This window comes from Streptomyces sp. CNQ329, assembly GCF_000482585.1.
Map to the genome: position 1 here is coordinate 1 of NZ_AXVU01000040.1, position 21,407 is coordinate 21,407.

Annotated in this window: 18 protein-coding genes, 1 pseudogene and 1 riboswitch; of the genes and pseudogenes, 14 read left to right on the forward strand and 5 right to left on the reverse strand. The window is 71.9% G+C overall.

What is annotated here, in order from left to right; all coding sequences use genetic code 11:
• Positions 1–266 (reverse strand): annotated as a pseudogene (locus I003_RS36530) (hypothetical protein); the annotation flags it as partial.
• 263 nt (positions 267–529) lie between these two features.
• Here I003_RS36530 and I003_RS0123425 point away from each other — a divergent pair.
• The 14 genes from I003_RS0123425 (at position 530) to I003_RS0123495 (ending at position 16,484) form a co-directional block, all read left to right on the forward strand.
• A complete protein-coding gene (locus I003_RS0123425) occupies positions 530–1,330 on the forward strand; it encodes an HNH endonuclease family protein (RefSeq protein ID WP_027773741.1) in 801 nt (266 codons plus the stop codon).
• Between the two features lie 97 nt (positions 1,331–1,427).
• A complete protein-coding gene (locus I003_RS32975; protein ID WP_051368400.1) occupies positions 1,428–2,444 on the forward strand; it encodes a glycosyltransferase family 2 protein in 1,017 nt (338 codons plus the stop codon).
• 3 nt (positions 2,445–2,447) lie between these two features.
• Positions 2,448–3,761, forward strand: coding sequence for a polysialyltransferase family glycosyltransferase (locus tag I003_RS0123435; protein WP_027773742.1), 1,314 nt, complete (start codon positions 2,448–2,450; stop codon positions 3,759–3,761).
• A gap of 441 nt (positions 3,762–4,202) precedes the next feature.
• Complete coding sequence (locus I003_RS0123440; RefSeq protein WP_027773743.1) at positions 4,203–4,856, forward strand: SurA N-terminal domain-containing protein; 654 nt, start codon at positions 4,203–4,205, stop codon at positions 4,854–4,856.
• 77 nt (positions 4,857–4,933) lie between these two features.
• A complete protein-coding gene (locus I003_RS0123445; RefSeq protein WP_027773744.1) occupies positions 4,934–6,016 on the forward strand; it encodes a nucleoside triphosphate pyrophosphohydrolase in 1,083 nt (360 codons plus the stop codon).
• A gap of 1 nt (position 6,017) precedes the next feature.
• Positions 6,018–7,259 carry a cytochrome P450 gene (locus I003_RS0123450; RefSeq protein WP_027773745.1) on the forward strand — a complete coding sequence of 414 codons (1,242 nt, stop codon included), beginning with the start codon at positions 6,018–6,020 and terminating at the stop codon, positions 7,257–7,259.
• 98 nt (positions 7,260–7,357) lie between these two features.
• On the forward strand, positions 7,358–8,368 hold the full coding sequence (locus I003_RS0123455) for a LysM peptidoglycan-binding domain-containing protein (protein ID WP_027773746.1): 1,011 nt from the start codon (positions 7,358–7,360) through the stop codon (positions 8,366–8,368).
• Positions 8,369–8,576: 208 nt separating this feature from the next.
• Positions 8,577–8,741: riboswitch (cyclic di-AMP (ydaO/yuaA leader) on the forward strand.
• Positions 8,742–8,816: 75 nt separating this feature from the next.
• Positions 8,817–9,464: a transglycosylase family protein gene (locus tag I003_RS0123465; protein ID WP_027773747.1), complete on the forward strand. Its 648-nt coding sequence runs from the start codon at positions 8,817–8,819 to the stop codon at positions 9,462–9,464.
• A 286-nt stretch (positions 9,465–9,750) separates the two neighbouring features.
• Positions 9,751–11,034, forward strand: a complete 1,284-nt coding sequence (eno, locus tag I003_RS0123470; protein ID WP_027773748.1) for a phosphopyruvate hydratase — start codon at positions 9,751–9,753, stop codon at positions 11,032–11,034.
• A 136-nt stretch (positions 11,035–11,170) separates the two neighbouring features.
• The gene (locus tag I003_RS0123475; RefSeq protein WP_078564295.1) at positions 11,171–11,665 is read left to right on the forward strand and encodes a septum formation initiator family protein; all 495 of its coding nucleotides are present in this window, start codon (positions 11,171–11,173) and stop codon (positions 11,663–11,665) included.
• Positions 11,666–11,734: 69 nt separating this feature from the next.
• Complete coding sequence (locus tag I003_RS0123480) at positions 11,735–12,280, forward strand: DUF501 domain-containing protein (RefSeq protein WP_027773750.1); 546 nt, start codon at positions 11,735–11,737, stop codon at positions 12,278–12,280.
• Positions 12,277–13,212 carry a Ppx/GppA phosphatase family protein gene (locus tag I003_RS0123485; protein ID WP_027773751.1) on the forward strand — a complete coding sequence of 312 codons (936 nt, stop codon included), beginning with the start codon at positions 12,277–12,279 and terminating at the stop codon, positions 13,210–13,212. Before I003_RS0123480 ends, I003_RS0123485 begins: the two co-directional genes overlap by 4 nt.
• A 316-nt stretch (positions 13,213–13,528) precedes the next feature.
• On the forward strand, positions 13,529–15,010 hold the full coding sequence (locus tag I003_RS0123490) for an NAD(P)/FAD-dependent oxidoreductase (RefSeq protein ID WP_078564297.1): 1,482 nt from the start codon (positions 13,529–13,531) through the stop codon (positions 15,008–15,010).
• A gap of 187 nt (positions 15,011–15,197) precedes the next feature.
• Positions 15,198–16,484: an SAM-dependent methyltransferase gene (locus tag I003_RS0123495; protein ID WP_027773753.1), complete on the forward strand. Its 1,287-nt coding sequence runs from the start codon at positions 15,198–15,200 to the stop codon at positions 16,482–16,484.
• A gap of 249 nt (positions 16,485–16,733) precedes the next feature.
• On the opposite strand, the gene I003_RS0123500 is transcribed toward I003_RS0123495, so the two are convergent.
• The 4 genes from I003_RS0123500 to I003_RS0123515 all read right to left on the reverse strand — a co-directional run bounded on the left by I003_RS0123500 (position 16,734) and on the right by I003_RS0123515 (position 21,246).
• Positions 16,734–17,390, reverse strand: coding sequence for a hypothetical protein (locus I003_RS0123500; protein ID WP_027773754.1), 657 nt, complete (start codon positions 17,388–17,390; stop codon positions 16,734–16,736).
• Between the two features lie 705 nt (positions 17,391–18,095).
• Positions 18,096–19,460: a hypothetical protein gene (locus I003_RS0123505; RefSeq protein WP_027773755.1), complete on the reverse strand. Its 1,365-nt coding sequence runs from the start codon at positions 19,458–19,460 to the stop codon at positions 18,096–18,098.
• Positions 19,457–19,765, reverse strand: a complete 309-nt coding sequence (locus I003_RS0123510) for a hypothetical protein (RefSeq protein ID WP_027773756.1) — start codon at positions 19,763–19,765, stop codon at positions 19,457–19,459. Before I003_RS0123510 ends, I003_RS0123505 begins: the two co-directional genes overlap by 4 nt.
• 92 nt (positions 19,766–19,857) lie before the next feature.
• Positions 19,858–21,246, reverse strand: coding sequence for a cystathionine beta-synthase (locus tag I003_RS0123515; RefSeq protein WP_027773757.1), 1,389 nt, complete (start codon positions 21,244–21,246; stop codon positions 19,858–19,860).
• Between the last annotated feature and the right edge of the window lie 161 nt (positions 21,247–21,407).

Genomic DNA, 21,407 nt, shown 5'->3' on the forward strand with positions numbered 1-21,407 from the left:
CTCCACGGGGTGAGGTTCAAGAACCGCTGGAGTGCCTTGGGCTCCTTCTCACCGGCGAACTCGGCCATGGTCCAGCCGTTCTTGCGCTGCAACGGGGAGAGGAGCCCACGCAGGTACTGAAGGGCGTGCCCTTGGGACTCCGGGCGGTAGAACAGTGGGGTTATCCGCTCGCCCAGCGCGGCGAACTCTCGGTCCCAGACGGCTAAATCGGCCGGGCTGACGGCGTCCGACGGACAATCTTGATCACGGGGCTGTGTCGTGGCCACAGCCAGAGTCTCCCACCACCCCATGATCAAGATCTAGCCCTGTAGTACTAGCCGGAAACCGGGCCGGTGAACGGCACCGCCACGAGCGGGGCCGGGCACCGGGTCGAAGGAGAGCCCCCGCTCAGGGACCCGGTCCGCGTCCAGCGGACCGGGCTTCGGCGGCGCCGGCGAGTAAAGGCCCCGTTGCGCCGCGAAACCGGAGGGCTAGGCTGCGGAGCGGGTCCCGGCCGGGGCTCCGGCTCCGACCCGGAAGTGCGAGTGCCGTGAGACGAATACGCCGCCTGCTGCCGCTGCTCCTCGCCGCCGCCTCGACCGCGACCGTGACACTGACCTCCGGCTGCGAGGTCGCGGCGGACAAGGGCCCGGGGGGCAGGCCCCCGGCCGGCAGTGCCACCGGCGGCCCGCCCGCCGATGACGCCCCCGGCCGCGCCGCCTCCCCTCTCGACAACCCCGACGGCACCGCACCCGGCCTCGCCCCCCTCACCTCCGCCGCCGACCGCGAGGCCGCCCGGCGCGTGATAGACCGCCTCGCCGCCGGCAGCCGCGGCAGCGGATCCGGCTACGACCGCGACGATTTCGGCTACGCCTGGATGGACACCGCGGCCGGCGTCCCGCTGGCCGGGAACGGCTGCGACACCCGCAACGACCTGCTGCGCCGCGACGGCCGGGACGTACGGCTGGAGAGCGGCGAGGACTGCGTGGTCGAGGCCATGAAGCTGGCGGATCCGTACGCCGGCCGGGACATCGCGTTCGAGCGCGGCCCGTCCTCCTCGATGGAGGTGCATATAGACCACGTGGTGCCGCTGTCGTACGCGTGGCAGATGGGCGCGGCGGGGTGGGCGGAGGACAAGCGCCGGCAGCTTGCGAACGATCCGCTGAACCTCCTCGCGGTCGACGGCGACACGAACTCCTCGAAGGGCGACTCGGGGCCGGCGGCGTGGCTGCCGCCGGACGAGGCGATCCGCTGCGCGTACGGCGTACGGTTCGCGCAGGTGGCGCTGAAGTACGAGCTGCCCGTGACGGCGGCGGACAAGGAGACCATGCGGCGCCAGTGCGCCGCATGACCGCCACCACGCGCGTTTGCATGACGGGCACCGAGAGTTCACCCGCCGGCCTTCTGCGCGGCAACTCTTCGAACCGTTGCCGTTCCAGCCTTGCGAAGTGCTCAAACTGTCGGTCATCGTGCCCTTTCACAACGTGCAGGAATTCGCCCAGGACACCCTGCGCAGCCTGACCCGCAACGCCCGTTCCGACCGGGAGTTCCTCCTCGTCGACGACTGCTCGACGGACGCCACCGCGCAGATCGTCGACCGGGCCGCGCGGACCCTGCCCGGCGCCCGCGTGATCCGGCACGAGACCAACCAGGGCATCGCCGGCGCCCGTAACAGCGGCATCGACGCCGCCCGCGGCGACTATCTGACCTTCCTGGACGGCGACGACTGGTACGCGCCCGGCTATCTCGACGACCTCGTCGCCGCCATGGACCGGTACGGCACCGACTTCGTCCGCACCGACCACGTGCAGTCCCACGGCCGTGACCGCGTCGTGCGCCGCGCCCCCGCCCGCCGCCGCGACACGATCCTCGCGGCCCGCGACGGCATCGGCCAGGCCCACCTCGAAACGATGGTCGACTATCCCTTCGTCTGGGCCGGGATATACCACCGGCGTATGTTCGACGACGGCGCCGGGCGTTTCGCCGCCGGGCTGCGTACCGCCGAGGACCGGCTGTGGACGTGGATGCTGCACCTGACCGCGGAGACCTTCGCGGTCACCGGCCTGCTCGGCGTCTTCTACCGGCGCGGCGTCAAGACCTCCCTCACACAGATCAGCGACGACCGCCAGCTCGACTTCATCCCCGCGCACGACGCCATGCTCGACGCCGTCCGCGCCGACCCGGAAGCGGACCGCTTCCTGCCCAAGGCCGTACGCACCTACTGCGCCCTCATCGCCTTCCACCGCGGCAACGCGGAACGCCTGGAGCCCGGCCTGGCCCGGCGCCTGGAGCGTGCCTCCGCCGAGGCGCTGCGGCGCATGCCGCAGGACGTGCTGGAGGAGACCCTGCGCGGCATGGACGAACAGCGCGGCCGGATGCTGCGTCACCTGCGCGCGTCGGGGCGGGGGAGGCCCGGGAGGCCGGGCGGGCAGGACAGTACGGGAAAGCCGGAAAGGGCCGCCTGAGCCGTGCACGAGCACCGCACCCAGATCTTCGAGGTCTCCACGCTGTACGGGGCGGCGACGCTCGCCGCCGCACTGGACGCCGGGCGGTTCGGGCCGCGCGCCCGGGCCCGGCGCATCCTGCTCGTCGCCGGCAACGCGGCCGTACCCGAGACCGCCACCCGGCTCCCCGAGATGCACGGCTGGGCGCCGGTCTCCGCCCGCTTCGACGAGGTGCTGGACTACAACCACGAGATCCGCCCGCACCACCCCGCCGCCTGGCACCCCCGGGGCGGCGACGTGCCGCTGCTGCAGCGGCTGCTGCGCCGCGCCTGGGGCCTCGGCGACGGGCCGCTCGACCTGGTGGTCGAGTCGGTGACGGCGCCGCCCGCCAAGGCGCTCGTCGCGATCTTCGCCGACGCCGACGTGCACGTGTACGCGGACGGGCTGATGAGCTACGGCCCGACCCGCGAGCGGCTGCCGCTGCACGTGGCCTGCCGCGTGCAGCGGCTGCTGCACCTGGACCTGGTGCCGGGCCTCGTGCCGCTGCTGCTCACCGAGTACGGGGTGCCGGCGGAGGTGGTGCCGAACGAGGCGTTCCGCGGAGTCCTCGACGAGGTGACCGCCGCCACGCCCGCGGGGGCCGGCGGTGAGTGCGCCCCCACCGCCGTACTCCTCGGCCAGTACCTGGCCGCGCTCAACATCCTCGGCCACGCCGAGGAGGAGGCGCTGCACGAGCGGATGCTGCGCGGCGCCGCCGCGGCCGGCCACCGCGCCGTCCTCTTCAAGCCCCACCCCACCGCCCCCGCGCGCTACTCCACGGTGCTGCAGAAGGCCGCCGCGGACGCGGGCGTCACGCTGACGGTGCAGGAGGAGCCGGCGCTCGCCGAGGCGCTGTACGGCACGCTGCGCCCGCGGCTCGTCGTCGGCTGCTTCTCCACGGCCCTGCTCACCGCGGCCACCCTGTACGGCATCCCCGTCGCCCGGGTCGGCACCGGCACGCTGCTGGAGCGGCTGACCCCGTACCAGAACAGCAACCGGATCCCCGTGACCATCGTGGACTCCGTCGTCCCGGAGCTGGGCGGCCCCGGCCGCCCGGCGCGGGACACCGCCCAACTCGCCGGGCTGCTCACGGCCGTGGGGTACTGCATGCAGGCCGAGAACCACGCGCGGCTGCGCCCGAGCGCGCAGGAGTGGCTCGCGGTGTACCTGGACGCCGCCACGCGCCCGTACTTCAAGCGCAAGCGGCTCACCGCACTGCGGCTGCCGGGCGGCAACCGCCGGGTGCCCCATGCGCGCAGGGCGCTGGGGAAGGTGCGCAGGGCGCTCGCGAAGCCGTAGAGGGCGGCGTCCGTACGGGCGTGAAGGGGGCGCCCGTACGGACACGGGACACCCGGCACCCGCCGCTTGCCCCGGCAGCCGCCGCAGGCCCAGCCGTCGCCACAGCAGCGCGGCGCCGAAGGACAGCACCACGCTCGCCGCCCAGATCCCCGCCGTGAGCAGCACCGCCTCGATACCGCCCGGCACCGTGGCGGTGGCCGGGACGGCGGGGCGGGGTCCGGGCGCCGGTCCGCCGCGGTGGGGAGGCGGCTGCCGGCTGCGTCGGCGCGTCGGATACGGTCACTGGCGAACCTTCTTGTGCCGCGGTGTACGGAACATGAATCACGGCCGAACAGAGAAGTCACGCCTTGGCAGTGGTGGCGTCGGCCGGCCGTTGCATAAGATCGTGATCCGGATCACGAAGTGGCACGCCGCCGCTGGAGAGCCGCCCGGGAGGCAGCCATGCGCAGGACAGCGCTCGCCGTAACCGCCGCCGCGATCGTCGCGGCTGTGCCGCTGCTCAGCTCGTGCAGCGGCGAACCGCACGCGGGAGCGGCGGCCGTACTCGGCGACGACGAGCGCATCACGGTCACGCAGTTGCAGAACCGGGTCGCCGACGTGCGTGACGCGCAGAACGCCAGCCCTCATGCCGACGAGCTGATCGACCAGAGCGGCGACCTCAGCGTGGACACGCTGAACACGATGCTCCAGGGCCGGGTCATCGAGCGGGCCGCGGAGAACTACGACGTCAGCGTCCCCCGCGCGCAGGTGCAGCGCACGCGCCGGGACGAGGCGGATTCGGTCGGCGGCGCGAAGCAGCTCGAAGCGATGTACCTCCAGCAGTACAGCATCCCGCCGGAGGCTCTCGACAAGCACTACGAGCAGCAGCTCATGGTGCAGCGGCTGGTGGAGAAGCTCGGCATCAACCCGCAGACGCAGGACGGCCAGGCACGGCTCGGCGGGGTGCTGGTCGAGGCGTCGAAGGACCTGGGCATCGACGTCAGCCCGCGGTTCGGCAAGTGGGACAACGACCAGGTGCGGCTGGCGCAGGCCGACACCCCGTGGATCAAGCAGGTCAGCGCCACCGCGGAGGGCGGCATCATCCCGCAGCAGTGACCGGTCGGCGGCCCGTGGGACGCCCGTGGCCGGGCGGCCGGCGCCGGTTGTCGGCGGCGTCCGTTACGGTCGGGGACGTGACCGGCCGAATCATCCTGCTGACCACCACCCACCGCATCGCCCCCGGGCTGCTGTCCTGGCCCGCGTGGGAGGCGCTGCGCGGCGCCGACCGCGTGCTGTGCGCCGACGCCGCGCATCCGCAGGTGCCGTATCTGCGGGACGCGGGCATCGCGGTGGAGACAGCCACGCCCGAGGCGCGCGAGCTGGTCGACGCCTGCGCCGGTGGCGCCACCGTCGTCGTGGTCGCCGCGGCCGACGGCGAGCCCCGGCTGACGGACGGGCTGGCCCGGCTGGCGGGCTCGGGACGGGTGGAGATGCCGTCGCTGGAGCTGCTGCCCGGGTCGTACGACCTGCCGGGGGCCCGTCTGGTCGACGTGGTCCAGGTGATGGACCGGATCCGGCGCGAGTGCCCCTGGAGCAGCGGGCAGACCAGCGCGGGACTGGCGAAGCACAGCCTGGAAGAGGCGTACGAGCTGGTCGAGGAGATCGAGGCGGGGGACAGGGAGGCGGTCCGCGAGGAGCTGGGGGACGTGCTGCTGCAGGTCGTCTTCCACGCCAGGATCGCGGAGGAGGACCCCGAGGAGCCCTTCTCCATCGACGACGTGGCGGGCACCCTCGTGGAGAAGCTGGTCCGGCGTCATCCGCACGTCTTCGGCGACGCGGTCGCCGAGACCCCGGCGGACGTGAAGGAGCACTGGCTGCGCGAGAAGGCGAGGGAGAAGAGCCGTACGTCGGTCACGGAGGGCGTACCGCTGGCACAGCCTGCGCTGTCTCTGGTGGCGAAGCTGGCGGGCCGCGCCCGCACGGCGGGCCTGGCCGTGGCCGGGGCGCCCGTGGACGGATTCGGCGCCGAACTGCTCGCGCTGGCGCTGCGGGCCGAGGCACAGGGCGTCGAGCCGGAGACGGCGCTGCGGGCGGCGGCGCGTACGTACCGCGAGGCGATCCGCGCGGCGGAGAAGGCGGATACGGCGGAGCCGGCCGCCGCGGACGGCCCCGCCGGCCCCGAGGCGGCCGAGGACCCGTCCGCCGAGCAACCGTCCGCCGGCGACCCCGCCTCCGACGGCCCGGCCGCCTCCGGCGGCCCCTCCGGTGCCCGCTGACGTGTCCGCTCCGCCCGTGGGCGAGGGGCCCCGGCCCGCGCTCTTCAGCTGGGAGTTCGCCTCCGACCCCTACCCCGCGTACGCCTGGCTGCGTACCCACGCGCCCGTCCATCGCGCCACCGTGCCCAGCGGCGTCGACGCCTGGCTCGTCACCCGCTACGCGGACGCCCGCCAGGCCCTCGCCGACCCGCGGCTGTCCAAGAACCCCGCGCACCACGACAGCGACAAGACCGGCATCCCCGGCGAGCGCAGCGCCGGTCTCATGACCCACCTGCTCAACATCGACCCGCCCGATCACACCCGGTTGCGCCGGCTGGTCTCCCAGGCGTTCACGCCCCGCCGCGTCGCCGCCTTCGCGCCCCGCGTGCAGGAGCTGACCGACCGCCTCATCGACGGCTTCGCGGACCGCGGCGAGGCCGACCTCATCCACGAGTTCGCCTTCCCGCTGCCGATCTACGCCATCTGCGACCTCCTGGGCGTCCCGGCGGAGGACCAGGACGACTTCCGCGACTGGGCCGCCGTGATGCTGCACCACGGCAAGGGCCCCCGCGGCGGCGTCGCCCGCGCCGTGAAGAAGATGCGCGCCTATCTCGCCGAGCTGATCCACCGCAAGCGCGCGGCACTTCGCGCCGGCGACGCCGCGGACGACGATCTGATCTCCGGTCTCATCCGCGCCTCCGACGAGGGCGAGAAGCTGACGGAGAACGAGGCCGCCGCCATGGCGTTCATCCTGCTCTTCGCCGGCTTCGAGACCACCGTCAACCTGATCGGCAACGGCACGTACGCCCTCCTCACCCACCCCGCCGAGCGCGCCCGGCTGGCCGCCGAGCCCGCGCTTCTGCCCTCGGCGGTGGAGGAACTGCTGCGCTACGACGGCCCGGTGGAGCTGGCGACGTGGCGGTTCGCCACCAAGCCGCTGGAGATCGGCGGGCAGCGCGTCGCCGTGGGCGACCCCGTGCTCGTCGTGCTGGCCGCCGCCGACCGCGACCCCGCCCGCTTCGCCGACCCGGACACCCTGGACCTGTCCCGGCGTGACAATCAGCACCTGGGCTACGGCCACGGCATCCACTACTGCCTCGGTGCCCCCCTCGCCCGGCTCGAAGCGCGGACCGCCCTCGGTACCCTGCTGCGCCGCCTTCCCGACCTGCGGCTCGCCGTCGAGACGTCCGAATTGCGGTGGCGCGGAGGGCTCATCATGCGCGGCCTTCGGACACTGCCGGTGCACTTCGGGCCAACTCTGTGATCCGCGCGTGACTATCAGGCGATCAACTTGTGATCGGGGGGGCTTCGGTATTAAGTTCGGCCACTGGTTCGAACACACAGGGAACGAAAGGCACTCGCATGCGCTCGGGTAACGGACGCCACCGACGTCCCCGCCAGGCCCCCGCGTTCGTCGTCGCCGCCGGTGCGACCGGGGCGGGTCTCGCCCTGCCGCTGCTGGGCGCGGGCGGCGCGAGCGCCGCCGACGCCGGCACGTGGGACCGGGTCGCCGAGTGCGAGAGCGGCGGGCTGTGGAGCGCCGACGAGGGCAACGGATACTACGGCGGCCTGCAGTTGACGATGGACATGTGGCAGGAGTACGGCGGCGAGGAGTTCGCCTCGCAGCCCGACTTCGCCAGCCGGGCGCAGCAGATCACGGTCGCCGAGCGCATCCTTGCCGGCATGGGCGCCGACAAGGCGTGGCCGGAGTGCGCCGAGGACGCCGGGCTGCACGGTGACGACACGGTGCCCGAGGTCGACCCCGGCGCCGAACTGCCGCTGCCGCCCACCCTGGTCCCCGGCACCGGCGCCACGGACCGCGGGGACGAGGACCGGGACGAGGACCGGGACACGGACCGCAAGGGCGAGCGCGGGGACGGGAAGTCCAGAGGCGGCAAGCACCGCGGCGCCCAGGACCCGGACGAGCGCGAGGGCGGCCCCGGCGAGTGGGCCGGCCAGGACTCCGAGACCACGGACGCCTCCGGGGGCTCCGGCCGGCACCGCGCCCCGGACGCCTCCGCGACCCCCACCCCCTCCGGCGTCCCGTCCTCGCCCGGCATCCCCGAGACCCCGCGCGAGGCCGTCGAGACCCCCGGAGCCTCCCAGTCGCCCGACGAGACCGAGCTGCCGGACCCCGGCCGCGAGTGGATCGCCGAGATCCCCGGCGACACGGAGAAGCGCGGCGGTCGTGAGAGCGGCGAGTCCGGTGACGGCAGTTATACCGTCCGACCGGGTGACACTCTCTCGGATATCGCCAGCGAGCTTTCGCTCACGGGTGGATGGTCCGAGTTGTACGACGGGAACAAGAACGCACTCGGTGAGGACCCCGACAACATCAAGCCTGGTCAGGAACTCGAATTGCGCGGGAACTGAACGGGCCGCGCATGAAGTCGGTGCTCATTAGTCATATTTGACGTTATCGGCTGACCGGGCTACCTGACGGACCGAAAACCGGGCGTGGCGCTTTCCGGGGTCTTTGAATCGCACACCCCTATGTGCTTACCGTCACATCGCTCGCCAACGCGAGCCCCGGTGATCGCCTCACGCCGAATCCTGTCGGCGTTCACCCGGGCCACCTGTGCATGAAGCACCGCTGACAGGAGCGGGGGACCCACGGTAAGTGCCGCTCCGGTCCAACGAGAAGGCGGACCGGGCGGCTTGGGGTCAAGCCGCACGCTCGACGTACGGCCGGGCACTCACAGCCCGCACCCGACAGCTCACCTCGCAGGCGTCGGTGAGAAAGAGCATCATGCTTCTTCCTGCCGCAACGGGTAAGCACCGCCGGCCCGCCGCACAGGCACGCCTTGGCACACACTCCCGCATGGCCGTTCTCGTCGGCGCCACCGGAACCGCGATCGGGCTGCCGGTACTCGGCGCCCAGGACGCGGTCTCGGCGCCCATCGATACCTGGGAACGGGTCGCCGCGTGCGAGTCCGGAGGAGAATGGGCGACGAATACCGGGAACGGCTATTTCGGCGGTATCCAGTTCTCCCAGTCGAGCTGGGACGCCGCCGGCGGCCGCAGCTACGCCCCGCGCGCCGACCTGGCGACGAAGCAGCAGCAGATCGCCGTCGCCGAGCGGCTGCTGTCCATGCAGGGACCGGGCGCGTGGCCCCACTGCGGCCCGCGCGCGGGCCTGGCCGCCGGCAGCCCGGCCGCCGGGCAGATCGTCCCGCCGATGCCGCACGGGGCACCGGAGCAAGCGCAGACCCCGGCCCAGGCGGCCCCGCAGGCGCAGGAAGAGGCCCCGCAGGGCACCGCGGCGCGCGGTGCCGGCGAGCAGACGCAGCCGGAGTCCCGCACGGTCTTCCGCGGCTTCTACTACGAGGTCCGCGAGGGCGACACCCTCGACGACATCGCCCGGCGGCACGGCGCGGAGAGCTGGCAGCAGTTGTACGAGGACAACAAGACGGTCATCGGCGCGAACCCCGACCTGATCCGGCCCGGCCAGAAACTGAAGGTGGGCTAGCCCGGCGCGCGGGCGGGCCGCCCCGGACCGCGAACCGGCCGGCCCGCCCGCGCTGTGTGCACCGCCGCCCCCTGCCCCCGGCACGCCGCCGCGGTACGGCGCGGCCGTCCCGGCCCGTCCGGTGCGCGGGCCGGGACGACCACGCCGTACGGTGCACGCCCTCACGCCCGCCCGGGGCGCGAACCGTCTCGTACCGCGGAATGCGGCCGGGTACGCGCGGGAGCCGTCACCCCGGGCGGCTAGGCTCAGGGCGGAACCCGTAGCGAATCCCTCCGAAGGAGACACCGTGCCGTCCATCGACGTCGTCGTAGCCCGAGAGATTCTCGACTCCCGCGGCAACCCCACGGTCGAGGTCGAGGTCGGCCTCGACGACGGCAGCACCGGCCGTGCTGCCGTCCCGTCCGGCGCCTCCACCGGTGCCTTCGAGGCCCTGGAGCTGCGCGACGGGGACAAGGCCCGCTACGGCGGGAAGGGCGTGGAGAAGGCCGTGCTCGCCGTCATCGAGCAGATCGGTCCCGAGCTGGTGGGCTACGACGCCACCGAGCAGCGCCTCATCGACCAGGCGATGTTCGACCTCGACGCCACCCCCGACAAGTCCTCCCTCGGTGCCAACGCCATCCTCGGCGTCTCGCTCGCCGTCGCGCACGCCGCCTCGGAGGCCTCCGACCTGCCGCTCTTCCGCTACCTCGGCGGCCCCAACGCGCACGTGCTGCCCGTGCCGATGATGAACATCCTCAACGGCGGCAGCCACGCCGACTCCAACGTCGACATCCAGGAGTTCATGATCGCGCCGATCGGCGCCGAGTCGTTCTCCGAGGCCGTACGCTGCGGCGCGGAGATCTACCACCAGCTCAAGGCCGTACTCAAGGAGCGGGGCCTGTCCACCGGCCTCGGCGACGAGGGCGGCTTCGCGCCGAACCTCGACTCCAACCGGGACGCGCTCGACCTCATCGTCGAGGCGATCCAGAAGGCCGGGTACACCGCCGGCCAGGACGTCGCCCTCGCGCTCGACGTCGCCGCCTCGGAGTTCTACAAGGACGGCGTCTACGTCTTCGAGGGCAAGAGCCGCTCCGCCGCCGAGATGACGGAGTACTACGAGCAGCTCGTCGCGGACTACCCGCTGGTGTCCATCGAGGACCCGCTGTTCGAGGACGACTGGGCCGGCTGGCACGTGCTGACGGAGCGGCTCGGCGACAAGGTCCAGATCGTCGGCGACGACCTCTTCGTCACCAACCCCGAGCGGCTGCAGCGCGGCATCGACGAGAACGCGGCCAACGCGCTGCTCGTCAAGGTCAACCAGATCGGCTCGCTCACCGAGACGCTGGACGCCGTCGAGCTGGCCCAGCGCAACGGCTTCAAGTGCATGATGTCCCACCGCTCCGGCGAGACCGAGGACGTCACCATCGCCGATTTGGCCGTCGCCACGAACTGCGGCCAGATCAAGACCGGCGCCCCGGCCCGCTCCGAGCGGGTCGCCAAGTACAACCAGCTCCTGCGCATCGAGGAGATCCTCGACGACGCCGCCGAGTACGCGGGCCGCAGCGCCTTCCCCCGCTACAAGAACGGCTGACCGGGCCGGTCCGTAGGGACGGCACGGCCCGTACGGACAGCACGGCCCGTACGGCATCGCGACCCGTACGACATCGGCGTCGGACGCACCCGGCCCCCGGCCGCACCGCGTAAGGTGCGACCGGGGCCGACCACCGATGCCGCCCGGGGAGGACGCGACGCACATGGCCAGGGAGCGCTTCTCCACCACCACCCGGCTCAAGCTGCTCGGCGAGCAGGCCGTCAGCCGGGTCTCGGAGCGCGTCTATCGCGCCCGCCCGCCGCGGCGCAGCCGGCTGACGGGGCGGGCCGCGGTGCTCGCGCTCGTCGTCTGCTCGCTCGTGGTCGCGCTGGCGTACCCGCTGCGCCAGTACATCGACCAGCGCGCCGAGGTCGCCGAGCTGGAGCGGGAGAAGGCGCGGGCCGAGCAGCGGGTGGAGCGGCTGCGCGACGAGAAGGCGCGCTGGGAGGACCCGGAGTACGTGCGCCGGCAGGCCCGCGAGCACCTGCACTACGTGCTGCCCGGGGAGACCGGATACCTGATGCGCGACGGCACCGGTTCCGCCCGCTCCGGCACGGCGGGCGAGGAGACGGAGAGGCCGTGGTACGAGAACCTGTGGGACGGGCTGGACGCCGCGGACGGCCAGCGCTGAGGCGCGTGCGGACGCGCATCCCGCCCGCCGCCGGACGCCGGCCGCCGCACGCCGGCTGATCGAGGAGAGATGGACAAGCCCCCGCCGCCCACCGAACCCGCCCCCGCCACCGCGGCGGACGCCGCCGCCGTGGCCGCGCAGTTGGGCCGCGCCCCGCGCGGCCTGCGCGCCGTGGCGCACCGCTGCCCGTGCGGCAATCCGGACGTGGTCGAGACGTCCCCGCGGCTGCCCGACGGCACGCCGTTCCCGACGCTGTACTACCTGACGTGCCCGCGTGCGAACTCCGCGATCGGCACGCTGGAGGCGAACGGCGTGATGAAGGAGATGACGGCCCGGCTGGCGGCGGACCCGGAGCTGGCGGCGGCGTACCGCGCGGCCCACGAGGACTACCTCGCCCGCCGCGACGCGATCGCCGAGCTGCCCGGCTTCCCGAGCGCGGGAGGGATGCCGGACCGGGTGAAGTGCCTGCACGTGCTGGTCGCGCACGCGCTCGCGGCGGGGCCGGGGGTGAACCCGCTGGGGGACGAGGCGCTGGGGATGCTGCCGGAGTGGTGGCGCAAGGGCCCGTGCGTGACGACAGAGGAGACCGGTGAGCCGGGGGAGGACGGGACATGACCCGGGTGGCGGCGGTGGACTGCGGGACGAACTCGATCCGCCTGCTGGTCGCGGACGTCGACGTGGCCACGGGTGAACTGAAGGATTTGGACCGCCGGATGGAGATCGTCCGGCTCGGCCAGGGCGTGGACCGTACGGGCCGGCTGGCGCCCGAGGCGCTGGAGCGCACCTTCGCGGCCTGCCGCCGGTACGCCGGGATCATCGAGCGCCTGGGCGCGGTCCGCACCCGGTTCGTCGCCACGTCGGCCTCCCGGGACGCCGAGAACCGCGCGGACTTCGTCCACGGAGTACAGGAGATCCTCGGCGTCCGCCCGGAGGTCATCACCGGCGACGAAGAGGCCGCGCTGTCCTTCACGGGCGCCACGAAGGAACTCTCCGGCAGGCTCCCGGGCCCGTACCTGGTGGTCGACATCGGTGGCGGCTCGACGGAGTTCGTCGCCGGTACGGACCAGGTCGAGGCGGCCAGGTCGGTGGACGTCGGCTGCGTCCGCCTCACCGAACGCCACCACTTCGCCGACCCCCCGACGGCGCGGCAGATCGAGGCGGCGAAGGCCGACATCGCCGCGGCCCTGGACACGGCGGAAGCCACGGTCCCCCTCCGCGACACCACCACCCTGGTCGGCCTCGCCGGCTCGGTCACCACGGTCGCGGGCATCGCCCTGGACCTGCCCGCCTACGACTCGGCGGCGCTGCACCACACCCGTATTCCGGTGGCCCGGATCCGGGAGATCACGGCCTCCCTCCTCACGGCGACCCACGCGGAACGGGCCGCCATCCCGGTCATGCATCCGGGCCGCGTCGACGTGATCGCCGCGGGGGCGCTGGTGCTGCTGTCGGTCATGGAACGCACGGGTGCCCCCGAGGTGATCGTGAGCGAACACGACATTCTGGACGGGATCGCGTTCGCCTCCGCGGCGCAGCCGCCCTCGTGAGCGCCCCCGGAGGGGGTCCGCCGGGGCCGCGCGGAAGAACTTCGTGAAGATATTCACATGCTTCGGGCGCGGATTTCGCCGTCCTGCTCGGATCCTGGACTCCGCGGCCCCCCGCGGGGTGTGACGGACGCTTTGCGTCAGAGTGACATCTGTGCGTCGGACCCTCGAAGTTGCAGCTCAACGGCCTGTCGCCGGGAATCGGCCGAGGGTCTGCAGTGAAGGCAAAAGATGTGGCGGGGCAGTGTAGCACCACCGGGGGTGGAGCTTGTGAACACCCTCACGAGCACCCCCGCCGTACCGGGGGGATACTCGAATCATGAGCACTACGGAGCGTCCCAGGATCCTCGTAGTAGGCGGCGGTTACGTCGGCCTTTACGCGGCGCGCCGCATCCTGAAGAAGATGCGGTACGGGGAGGCGTCGGTCACCGTCGTCGACCCGCGCTCGTACATGACGTACCAGCCCTTCCTCCCCGAGGCGGCCGCCGGCAGCATCTCCCCCCGGCACGTCGTCGTGCCGCTGCGCCAGGTCCTTCCCGGTGCCGAGGTGCTCACCGGCCGTGTCACCTCCATCGACCAGGACCGCAAGGTCGCGGTCGTCGCCCCCATCGTCGGGCACCCGTACGAGGTGCCGTTCGACTACCTCATCGTGGCGCTCGGAGCCGTCTCACGCACCTTCCCGGTCCCCGGCCTCGCCGAGAACGGCATCGGCATGAAGGGCATCGAGGAGGCGATCGGGCTGCGCAACCACGTGCTGGAGCAGCTCGACAAGGCCGAGTCCACCCACGACCCCGACACCCGGCGCAAGGCCCTCACCTTCGTCTTCGTCGGCGGCGGGTTCGCCGGTGCCGAGACCATCGGCGAGGTCGAGGACCTGGCGCGTGACGCCGCCGCGTACTACCCCTCGGTCAAGCGCGAGGACATGCGCTTCATCCTCGTCGACGTCGCCGACAAGATCCTCCCCGAGGTCGGCCCCGAACTCGGCAAGTGGGGTCTGAAGCATCTGCAGCAGCGCGGCATCGAGGTCTACCTCGGCACCGCCCTGGAGTCCTGCGTCGACGGCCGCGTCGTGCTCCAGAACGGCCTGGAGGTCGACTCCGACACCCTCGTGTGGACCGCCGGCGTCAAGCCGCACCCGGTGCTGAAGGAGTACGGCCTGCCGCTCGGCCCCAAGGGGCACGTCGACACCGCCGCCACCCTCCAGGTCCAGGGCACGGACTACATCTGGGCCGCGGGCGACAACGCCCAGATACCCGACCTCGCCGCCCGCGCCGCCGGCGTCGAGAACGCCTGGTGCCCGCCGAACGCCCAGCACGCCCTGCGGCAGGCCAAGCTCCTCGGCGACAACGTCGTGGCCGAGCTGCGCGGCTTCCCGCAGCGCCAGTACCGGCACAAGAACAAGGGCGCGGTCGCCGGCCTCGGCCTGCACAAGGGCGTCGCGATGATCAACGTGTTCGGCCGCTCCCTGAAGTTCAAGGGCCGCCTCGCCTGGTACATGCACCGCGGCTACCACGGCCTCGCCGTGCCCACCTGGAACCGCAAGATCCGGGTCTTCATGGACTGGACGCTCGGCGTCTTCCTCAAGCGCGAGGTGGTCTCGCTGGGCGCCATGGAGTCGCCGCGGGACGAGTTCTACGAGGCCGCCGCGCCGGTCACCGCCGCCGCCCGGGCCCAGCACGCCCAGTCCGTACGCGACGGCGAGGCGACACGCGAGCAGGAGCGGGCCCGCGGCGCCGTCGGCCTGCCGCCCGCCGAGGACACCAGCGAGGAGCACAACCGCGAGCGGGCCCGCGCCTCCTGACCCGCCGCGCACCCCGGGTCTACCCCCGGTCAGGCGCCCTGCCCGTCCGCCGGGCAGGGCGCCTGACTGCTCTTTTCGGCTGGTACCGGCGCGCAACGGGACTTACCCGGGTGGTCCTTGGTGTTTACGTGGAGTCCAGCAACCGCGGACACACGTCGACCACCCGCCCATCTCTCGGAGGTGCGCCATGCACACCGAAGCCGCGCCCCGGCTCGCCGCCCTCGCGGAAGAGCTCCTCGGAGGCCCGCTGCCGATCCGGATCCGCGCCTGGGACCGCTCGGAAGCCGGTCCGGAGGGCGCCCCCGTCCTCGTCGTACGCCACCGCAGAGCGCTGCGCCGCATCCTGTGGCGGCCCGGCGAACTCGGCCTCACCCGCGCCTGGGTCGCCGGCGAACTCGACGTCGAGGGCGACCTGTACACCGCCCTCGACCGCCTCGCCGGCCTGGTCTGGGAACGCGGCCCCGACGCCCCCAGCCCGGGTCCCGCCCGCCTCGCCGCCGCCGCCCGCGGCGTCCTCGCCCTCGCCCGGCCGCTGCCCCCGCCCCCGCCGCCGCCCGAGGAAGTACGCCGGCACAAGTTCCGCGGCGCCCTGCACACCCTGCGCCGCGACAAGGCCGCCGTCAGCCACCACTACGACGTCGGCAACGACTTCTACTCCCTCGTCCTCGGCCCCTCCATGGTCTACTCGTGCGCCTACTGGGAGGCCGGCGACACCCTGGAGGACGCCCAGACCGCCAAGCTCGACCTCGTCTGCCGCAAGCTCGGCCTGAAGGAGGGCGACCGCCTGCTCGACGTCGGCTGCGGCTGGGGCTCGATGGTGCTCCACGCGGCGCGCGAGTACGGCGTACGCGCCGTCGGCATCACGCTCTCCACCGAGCAGGCCGCCTACGCCCGCAAGCGGGTGGCCGAGGCCGGACTCGGCGACCGCATCGAAATCCGGGTCCAGGACTACCGCGAGACGGCCGACGGCCCGTACGACGCGATCTCCTCCATCGGCATGGCCGAGCACGTCGGCTCCCAGCGCTACGGCGAGTACGCCCGCAGCCTCCACCGGCTGCTGCGCCCCGGCGGCCGGCTGCTCAACCACCAGATCGCCCGCCGCCCGCTGGCCGACGAAGAGGACTACACCATCGACGAGTTCATCGACTCCTACGTCTTCCCCGACGGGGAGCTGTCGCCCCTCGGCGCGACCGTCGACCAGTTGGAGCGCGCGGGCTTCGAGGTGCGCGACACCCAGGCGCTGCGCGAGCACTACGCGCTGACGCTGCGCCGCTGGGTGGCGAACCTGGAGGCCCGCTGGGAGAAAGCCGTCGCGCTGACCTCGCCGGGACGGGCCCGGGTGTGGCGGCTGTACATGGCGGCGTCGGCGCTGTCCTTCGAGCACAACCGCATCGGCGTGAACCAGGTCCTGGCGGTACGGACCCCGGACTCGGGCGACTCCGGACTGCCGCTGCGGCAGCCGGGGTGGCGGTGACCCGGCCGGGGCGACGGTGACCCGGACGGGGTGGAGCCGCAAAACGGTACGAGGGTGTCACGCCCGCGCAGCACAGGGTTAACACGGGTCCGGCACATTGGAGGACATCGGCAAGGACCTCCGGAGCGGCTCCCGGACCTCCTGGTCGCAGGACGCAGGGCTCGTCCTGAACCGGCCCGCGTCCCACGCGGGGACCGCCGTCGTCCCGCCCCCTGGGTGCGCAGCACCGGGGGTGCGGCGGTCCCCGCGTCACACGTTTGTGCGCAGATGTGCGAGCGGGTTGTCGAAACTGACGTGCACGGCGACATCACGCAGGATCGCGCGGTAGTGCGAGCGGCGGCTCACCGCCGGTGTGGTGAGACTGAGCACGACGAGCCGGGACCCGTCGGGGTGAGGCAGATAGGCGTGAATCTGAAGCAGCCGCTCGACGGGCAGCCCGAGCTCCGGCGCGACGGTCCTCGCCACCTCACCGAGTGCGGCGGGACCGCAGGGTAAGTCGAGCACTTCGATACGGTCGTGACCTGCGGCGACGGCACGAGCGGCGGTGAGGTGCCGGGGAGCGCGACTGATCTCCTGCCACCGAAAGGTGAAGAACGAGGTGAGCACCCGCCCGTCACCGTCGTCATCCCGGTGCAGCCCCAGCGAACAGTGCACGACGCCTTCCTCCCGGAGGGCGAGAAGCATCCGCTGAGCCCCGGCCAACTGCCCGACCAACCGCTCCCGAACAACCCCGTCGGGAACCCCGGCGACCACCTCCCGCAACGGGGAGGCACCGGAGCTGTCGGGCGGGGCGGTAAGAGCGTCGAGCGGGAGGGCGGTAAACCCGGCAGGCAACGCGAACCACGCTTCGCGGCCGGGGGCGGTGACGGAGTCGGTGAGGACGTAGGTGATCTGGCCGTCAGTCACACGGACCTCGCCAACCTACGGCCTGACGGGCACGGGCAAGATCCTCGGGGGCTGCTTGCCAGGGATTAACGTCGATCGGCGCCTCCCGCTTACTGGGACCGATCTGGACGAGCAGGTGCAGGCGCCTCGGTACAGGGCCCGCCTTATCGCTCCCGGGCCTGGTCACGGCCATGACGCCGAAGAAGCGTGGGTCACCGGCAAACCAGATCGGTGACAACTGGGCCTTGAGCTGAGGCTTGGCGCGCGGTGCCATTCGCCTGTCCCAAAATCCGGTGCGGTAATGCAGGTGAAGGAACATCGGTATACGTTCCCCCGTCCGGCCGGGATGAGGGAACTCGAACCACGGTTTCGTGAAAGATGATTTCGGATGGGCGGAGAGGCTGTATGGCGTGTCGTCGAGGCGCCAGGGGTAGGTCCGAAGGAGAGTTCGGATCCGGAAGTCAAAAGAGATGACGAGTGGCTGAATGCAGGCGCGGTACGCGCTGTAACAGATGGGTAGCGCAAACGCGGCGACGAAAACCGTGGGAAGGAACCCGACAAGCACGAACACAAGGCACCAGGGGCTGATGAACCATCCGATGAACGCAAGGATGCTGATTGTTGTCTGTCGGGTCCAAGCGCGCCGGGTAGGCGGGTGCTCCCAGGCGGTGGGGTGGTCGGACGGATGCACGCGATAGACCTCATTCGAGATTGCCAGGTCAGGTATCAGGGGAAAGCGCGATGGATGAGGGCGATCAGATCTCCGCTGCCGATTCCTGCGATGTCCAGGCCGCCGATGGCAGTGCCTGAAATCTCGACAGCCTCATTTTCGGTGAGCAGGCCGACTCCACCGGAGAGCACGCCGCTGGAAGTTGCGGCGATCTGAATGGCATCGTTCGCCGAATCCGGTAGCCGCACGCCATGGACCATCCGAGTCAGCACGGGGTTGTCCAGTGCGGCGATTCCTTGCGCCTCCGTGATGATTCGGCTGCCCACGGTATGGAACTTCTGGCCCAGTGTCAGAGTTTCGGCGCTGGTCCGAATGGCTCTCGTGCCCAGCCTGGCTCCCTGTCCTGCCGCAGCCAGGCCGGGGATCGTGCCGAGCATATCGGCACCAACGCTCACCAAGTTCGAGAAGAAGTCCGCGCCGAGTTCGCCCTTTGTGAAACCGGCCCACAACGACGCCCCCACCTCCGGGTCCGCCAATCGAGAAGCGAACGCTCCCGCGCTCAGTCCCGCTGCCACCACCAGCAGGAGCGCCGTCGCCGTGCCGCCCGTCACGATCGTCAACGCCGCCAGTGCCACCACCCCTGCCGCGATGCTCAGGATGTCCGGCAGGTTCTCCGTGATCCAGGCTGCCGCCTCGGCGAAGAAGCCGGGTTCCTGGGGGGCCAGTTTGTCGGTGGCGTCGCGGATGCGCTGCGCGCGGGTGCGGGCCTCGTTTTCGTGTTCCCAGGCGAGTTCCCTCGCCTCGGACAGGATGCCCTTGAGTTTCTCGTGGGCGACCTCCACCGCCGCGTCCAGCCGGCGCATCGCCGCTTTCGCTTCGTCGTCGTCCGGCTTCCCCTCCCCCTGCCCCGTCCCCGTGGCGTCCCGCTTCGCCGTCGCGGCGTCGGATTTCGCCTCTCCGAGTGCCTCGCGCGCCTCGCGTGCGCTGTCGTCGAGGCGCTTCGCGCGGCGCTGGAACTCCTGGAGTTCGATGTCCCAGCGGTCGAGTTGTGCGGCGGCCTTGTCGATGGAGTGTGCGGCGTTCTTGAGGTTCAGCGGGAGTGGGCCGTTCTCCAGTTGCTCCCGGAAGGCGACGGCCGCGTCGCCTTTCCAGTAGCTTCCGTCCATCAGCTTGGTGATCATGGCGCGGGTCTCGTCCAGGACCTTCGCGCAGGTGATCAGTTTGGTTCTCAGGGCGCGGATGGTTTCCCGGTCGCCGGGGGCGGGGTTGAAGCCCAGGTGCGGGTAGGTGTCGGGGACCGTGCCCGGTTGGAGGCCCTGGGGCTGGGCGCCGCGCCATGCCCGGTCGGGCGGGACGAGTCCGGTGGGCCTGTAGCCCGGCTGGAAGGTGCCGTCTAAGCCGGGGGGTTCGTCCTTCGTCATGTACCGCCTCCCTGGGCAGAGTTCGTCAGGTTCTCCTCCAGGGCTTTGTCGACCTCGGCGTAGCTCTCCTTGCTGTCCGCGACGATCTCCGCCAGCTCTTCCACCTGTTCGCCGATCTGCCCGGTCCCGTACTTCCAGTCGTCCTGGAAGTACTGGCACGCGTCATCGAGATCGTCCGTACCGAGTCCGGTGACGGTGGAGTCGCGCAGGGCCTTGTGGACGCCTTCGAGTGACTGCACCGAGCGCTTCAGCAGGCGCATGAAGCGCTCGAGTTCGTCGCCGTCGACGGCGAGTCGGTCCGCCAATCTGCGCCTCCGCACGTGTCGTTGCCCCGCTACGAAGGCATCGTAGCGGTGCGTGGTGACACGTGCGCGAAGGGTGTGGACGAGTGGCCGGTTCAGGCCCTGCCGGCGCCCTTCGCCAGGTATGCCAGCAGGTCGGTCCGGGAGACCACGCCGGTCGGCTTGCCGTCCACCAGCACCACCGCAGCGTCCGCGCCCTCCAGCACCGCCACCAGGTCCGCGACCGGCTCGCCCGAGCCGACCTGCGGCAGCGGCGGGCACATGTGCTTCTCCAGGGGGTGGTCGAGTTCGGCCTTGTGGGTGAAGAGCGCGTCCAGCAGCTCGCGTTCCACGATCGAGCCGATGACCTCCGCCGCCATCACGTCCGGGTGTCCGGCTCCCGGCTTGACGACCGGCATCTGCGAGACGCCGTACTCGCGCAGCACCTCGATCGCCTCGCCCACCGTCTCCTCCGGGTGCATGTGCACCAGCGACGGCAGGCTGCCCTCCTTGTCGCGCAGCACGTCCGCGACGCTCGCGGCGCCGGCCTCGTCGAGGAAGCCGTAGTCGGCCATCCAGTCGTCGTTGAAGATCTTCGACAGATAGCCCCGGCCGCTGTCCGGCAGCAGGACGACGACCACGCCGTTCTCGTCCAGCCGCTCCGCCACCCGCAGGGCGGCGACCACCGCCATCCCGCAGGAGCCGCCGACGAGCAGGCCCTCCTCGCGGGCCAGCCGCCGGGTCATCCGGAAGGAGTCCTTGTCGGAGACGGCGACGATCTCATCCGCGACCCCGCGGTCGTACGCGTCCGGCCAGAAGTCCTCGCCGACGCCCTCGACCAGGTACGGGCGGCCCGAGCCGCCGGAGTAGACGGATCCCTCCGGGTCGGCGCCGACGATCCGCACGGCGCCGTCGGAGACCTCCTTCAGGTACCGGCCGGTGCCGGAGATCGTGCCGCCGGTGCCGACTCCCGTGACGAAGTGCGTGATGCGGCCGTCGGTCTGGGTCCACAGCTCGGGGCCCGTGGAGTGGTAGTGGGACGCCGGGTTGTCGGGGTTGCTGTACTGGTCGGGCTTCCAGGCGCCGGGGGTCTCGCGGACCAGGCGGTCGGAGACGTTGTAGTACGAGTCGGGGTGCTCGGGGTCCACGGCGGTGGGACAGACGACGACCTCCGCGCCGTACGCCCGCAGCACGTTGATCTTGTCGGTGGAGACCTTGTCCGGGCAGACGAAGATGCACTTGTAGCCCTTCTGCTGGGCCACCATCGCCAGCCCCACGCCGGTGTTGCCGGACGTCGGCTCGACGATCGTGCCGCCGGGCCGCAGCGCGCCCGAGCGCTCGGCGGCCTCGATCATGCGCAGTGCGATGCGGTCCTTCACCGAGCCGCCGGGGTTGAAGTACTCGACCTTCGCCAGCACCGTCGCGCGGATGCCCTGGGTGACGCGGCCCAGCCTGACCAGGGGGGTGTTGCCCACCAGGTCGGTGATCGACTCGTGATACTGCACCGCTCACTCCAGGGTTCGTGGGTCTCGGGGCGAGCCCAGCGTAAGGCTTCCCCCGCGGGTGATTGAGCCGGGCACATGGCCGGGCAACAAAGTGTTAGCACGCGCGTAGACCGCCGCGGGCGGCGGGTGGCCGGTGTCCGCGCGCCGCCTCGGACGGGGAG

What these genes read in the sequence shown, in the direction of transcription:
- I003_RS0123490 (WP_078564297.1), top strand. Translation starts at nt 13,529, where the DNA reads ATGAGCACTACGGAGCGTCCCAGGATCCTCGTAGTAGGCGGCGGTTAC.
- I003_RS0123495 (WP_027773753.1), top strand. Translation starts at nt 15,198, where the DNA reads ATGCACACCGAAGCCGCGCCCCGGCTCGCCGCCCTCGCGGAAGAGCTC.
- I003_RS0123480 (WP_027773750.1), top strand. Translation starts at nt 11,735, where the DNA reads ATGGACAAGCCCCCGCCGCCCACCGAACCCGCCCCCGCCACCGCGGCG.
- I003_RS0123465 (WP_027773747.1), top strand. Translation starts at nt 8,817, where the DNA reads ATGGCCGTTCTCGTCGGCGCCACCGGAACCGCGATCGGGCTGCCGGTA.
- I003_RS0123485 (WP_027773751.1), top strand. Translation starts at nt 12,277, where the DNA reads ATGACCCGGGTGGCGGCGGTGGACTGCGGGACGAACTCGATCCGCCTG.
- I003_RS0123455 (WP_027773746.1), top strand. Translation starts at nt 7,358, where the DNA reads ATGCGCTCGGGTAACGGACGCCACCGACGTCCCCGCCAGGCCCCCGCG.
- I003_RS0123475 (WP_078564295.1), top strand. Translation starts at nt 11,171, where the DNA reads ATGCCGCCCGGGGAGGACGCGACGCACATGGCCAGGGAGCGCTTCTCC.
- I003_RS0123505 (WP_027773755.1), bottom strand. Translation starts at nt 19,460, where the DNA reads ATGACGAAGGACGAACCCCCCGGCTTAGACGGCACCTTCCAGCCGGGC.
- I003_RS0123440 (WP_027773743.1), top strand. Translation starts at nt 4,203, where the DNA reads ATGCGCAGGACAGCGCTCGCCGTAACCGCCGCCGCGATCGTCGCGGCT.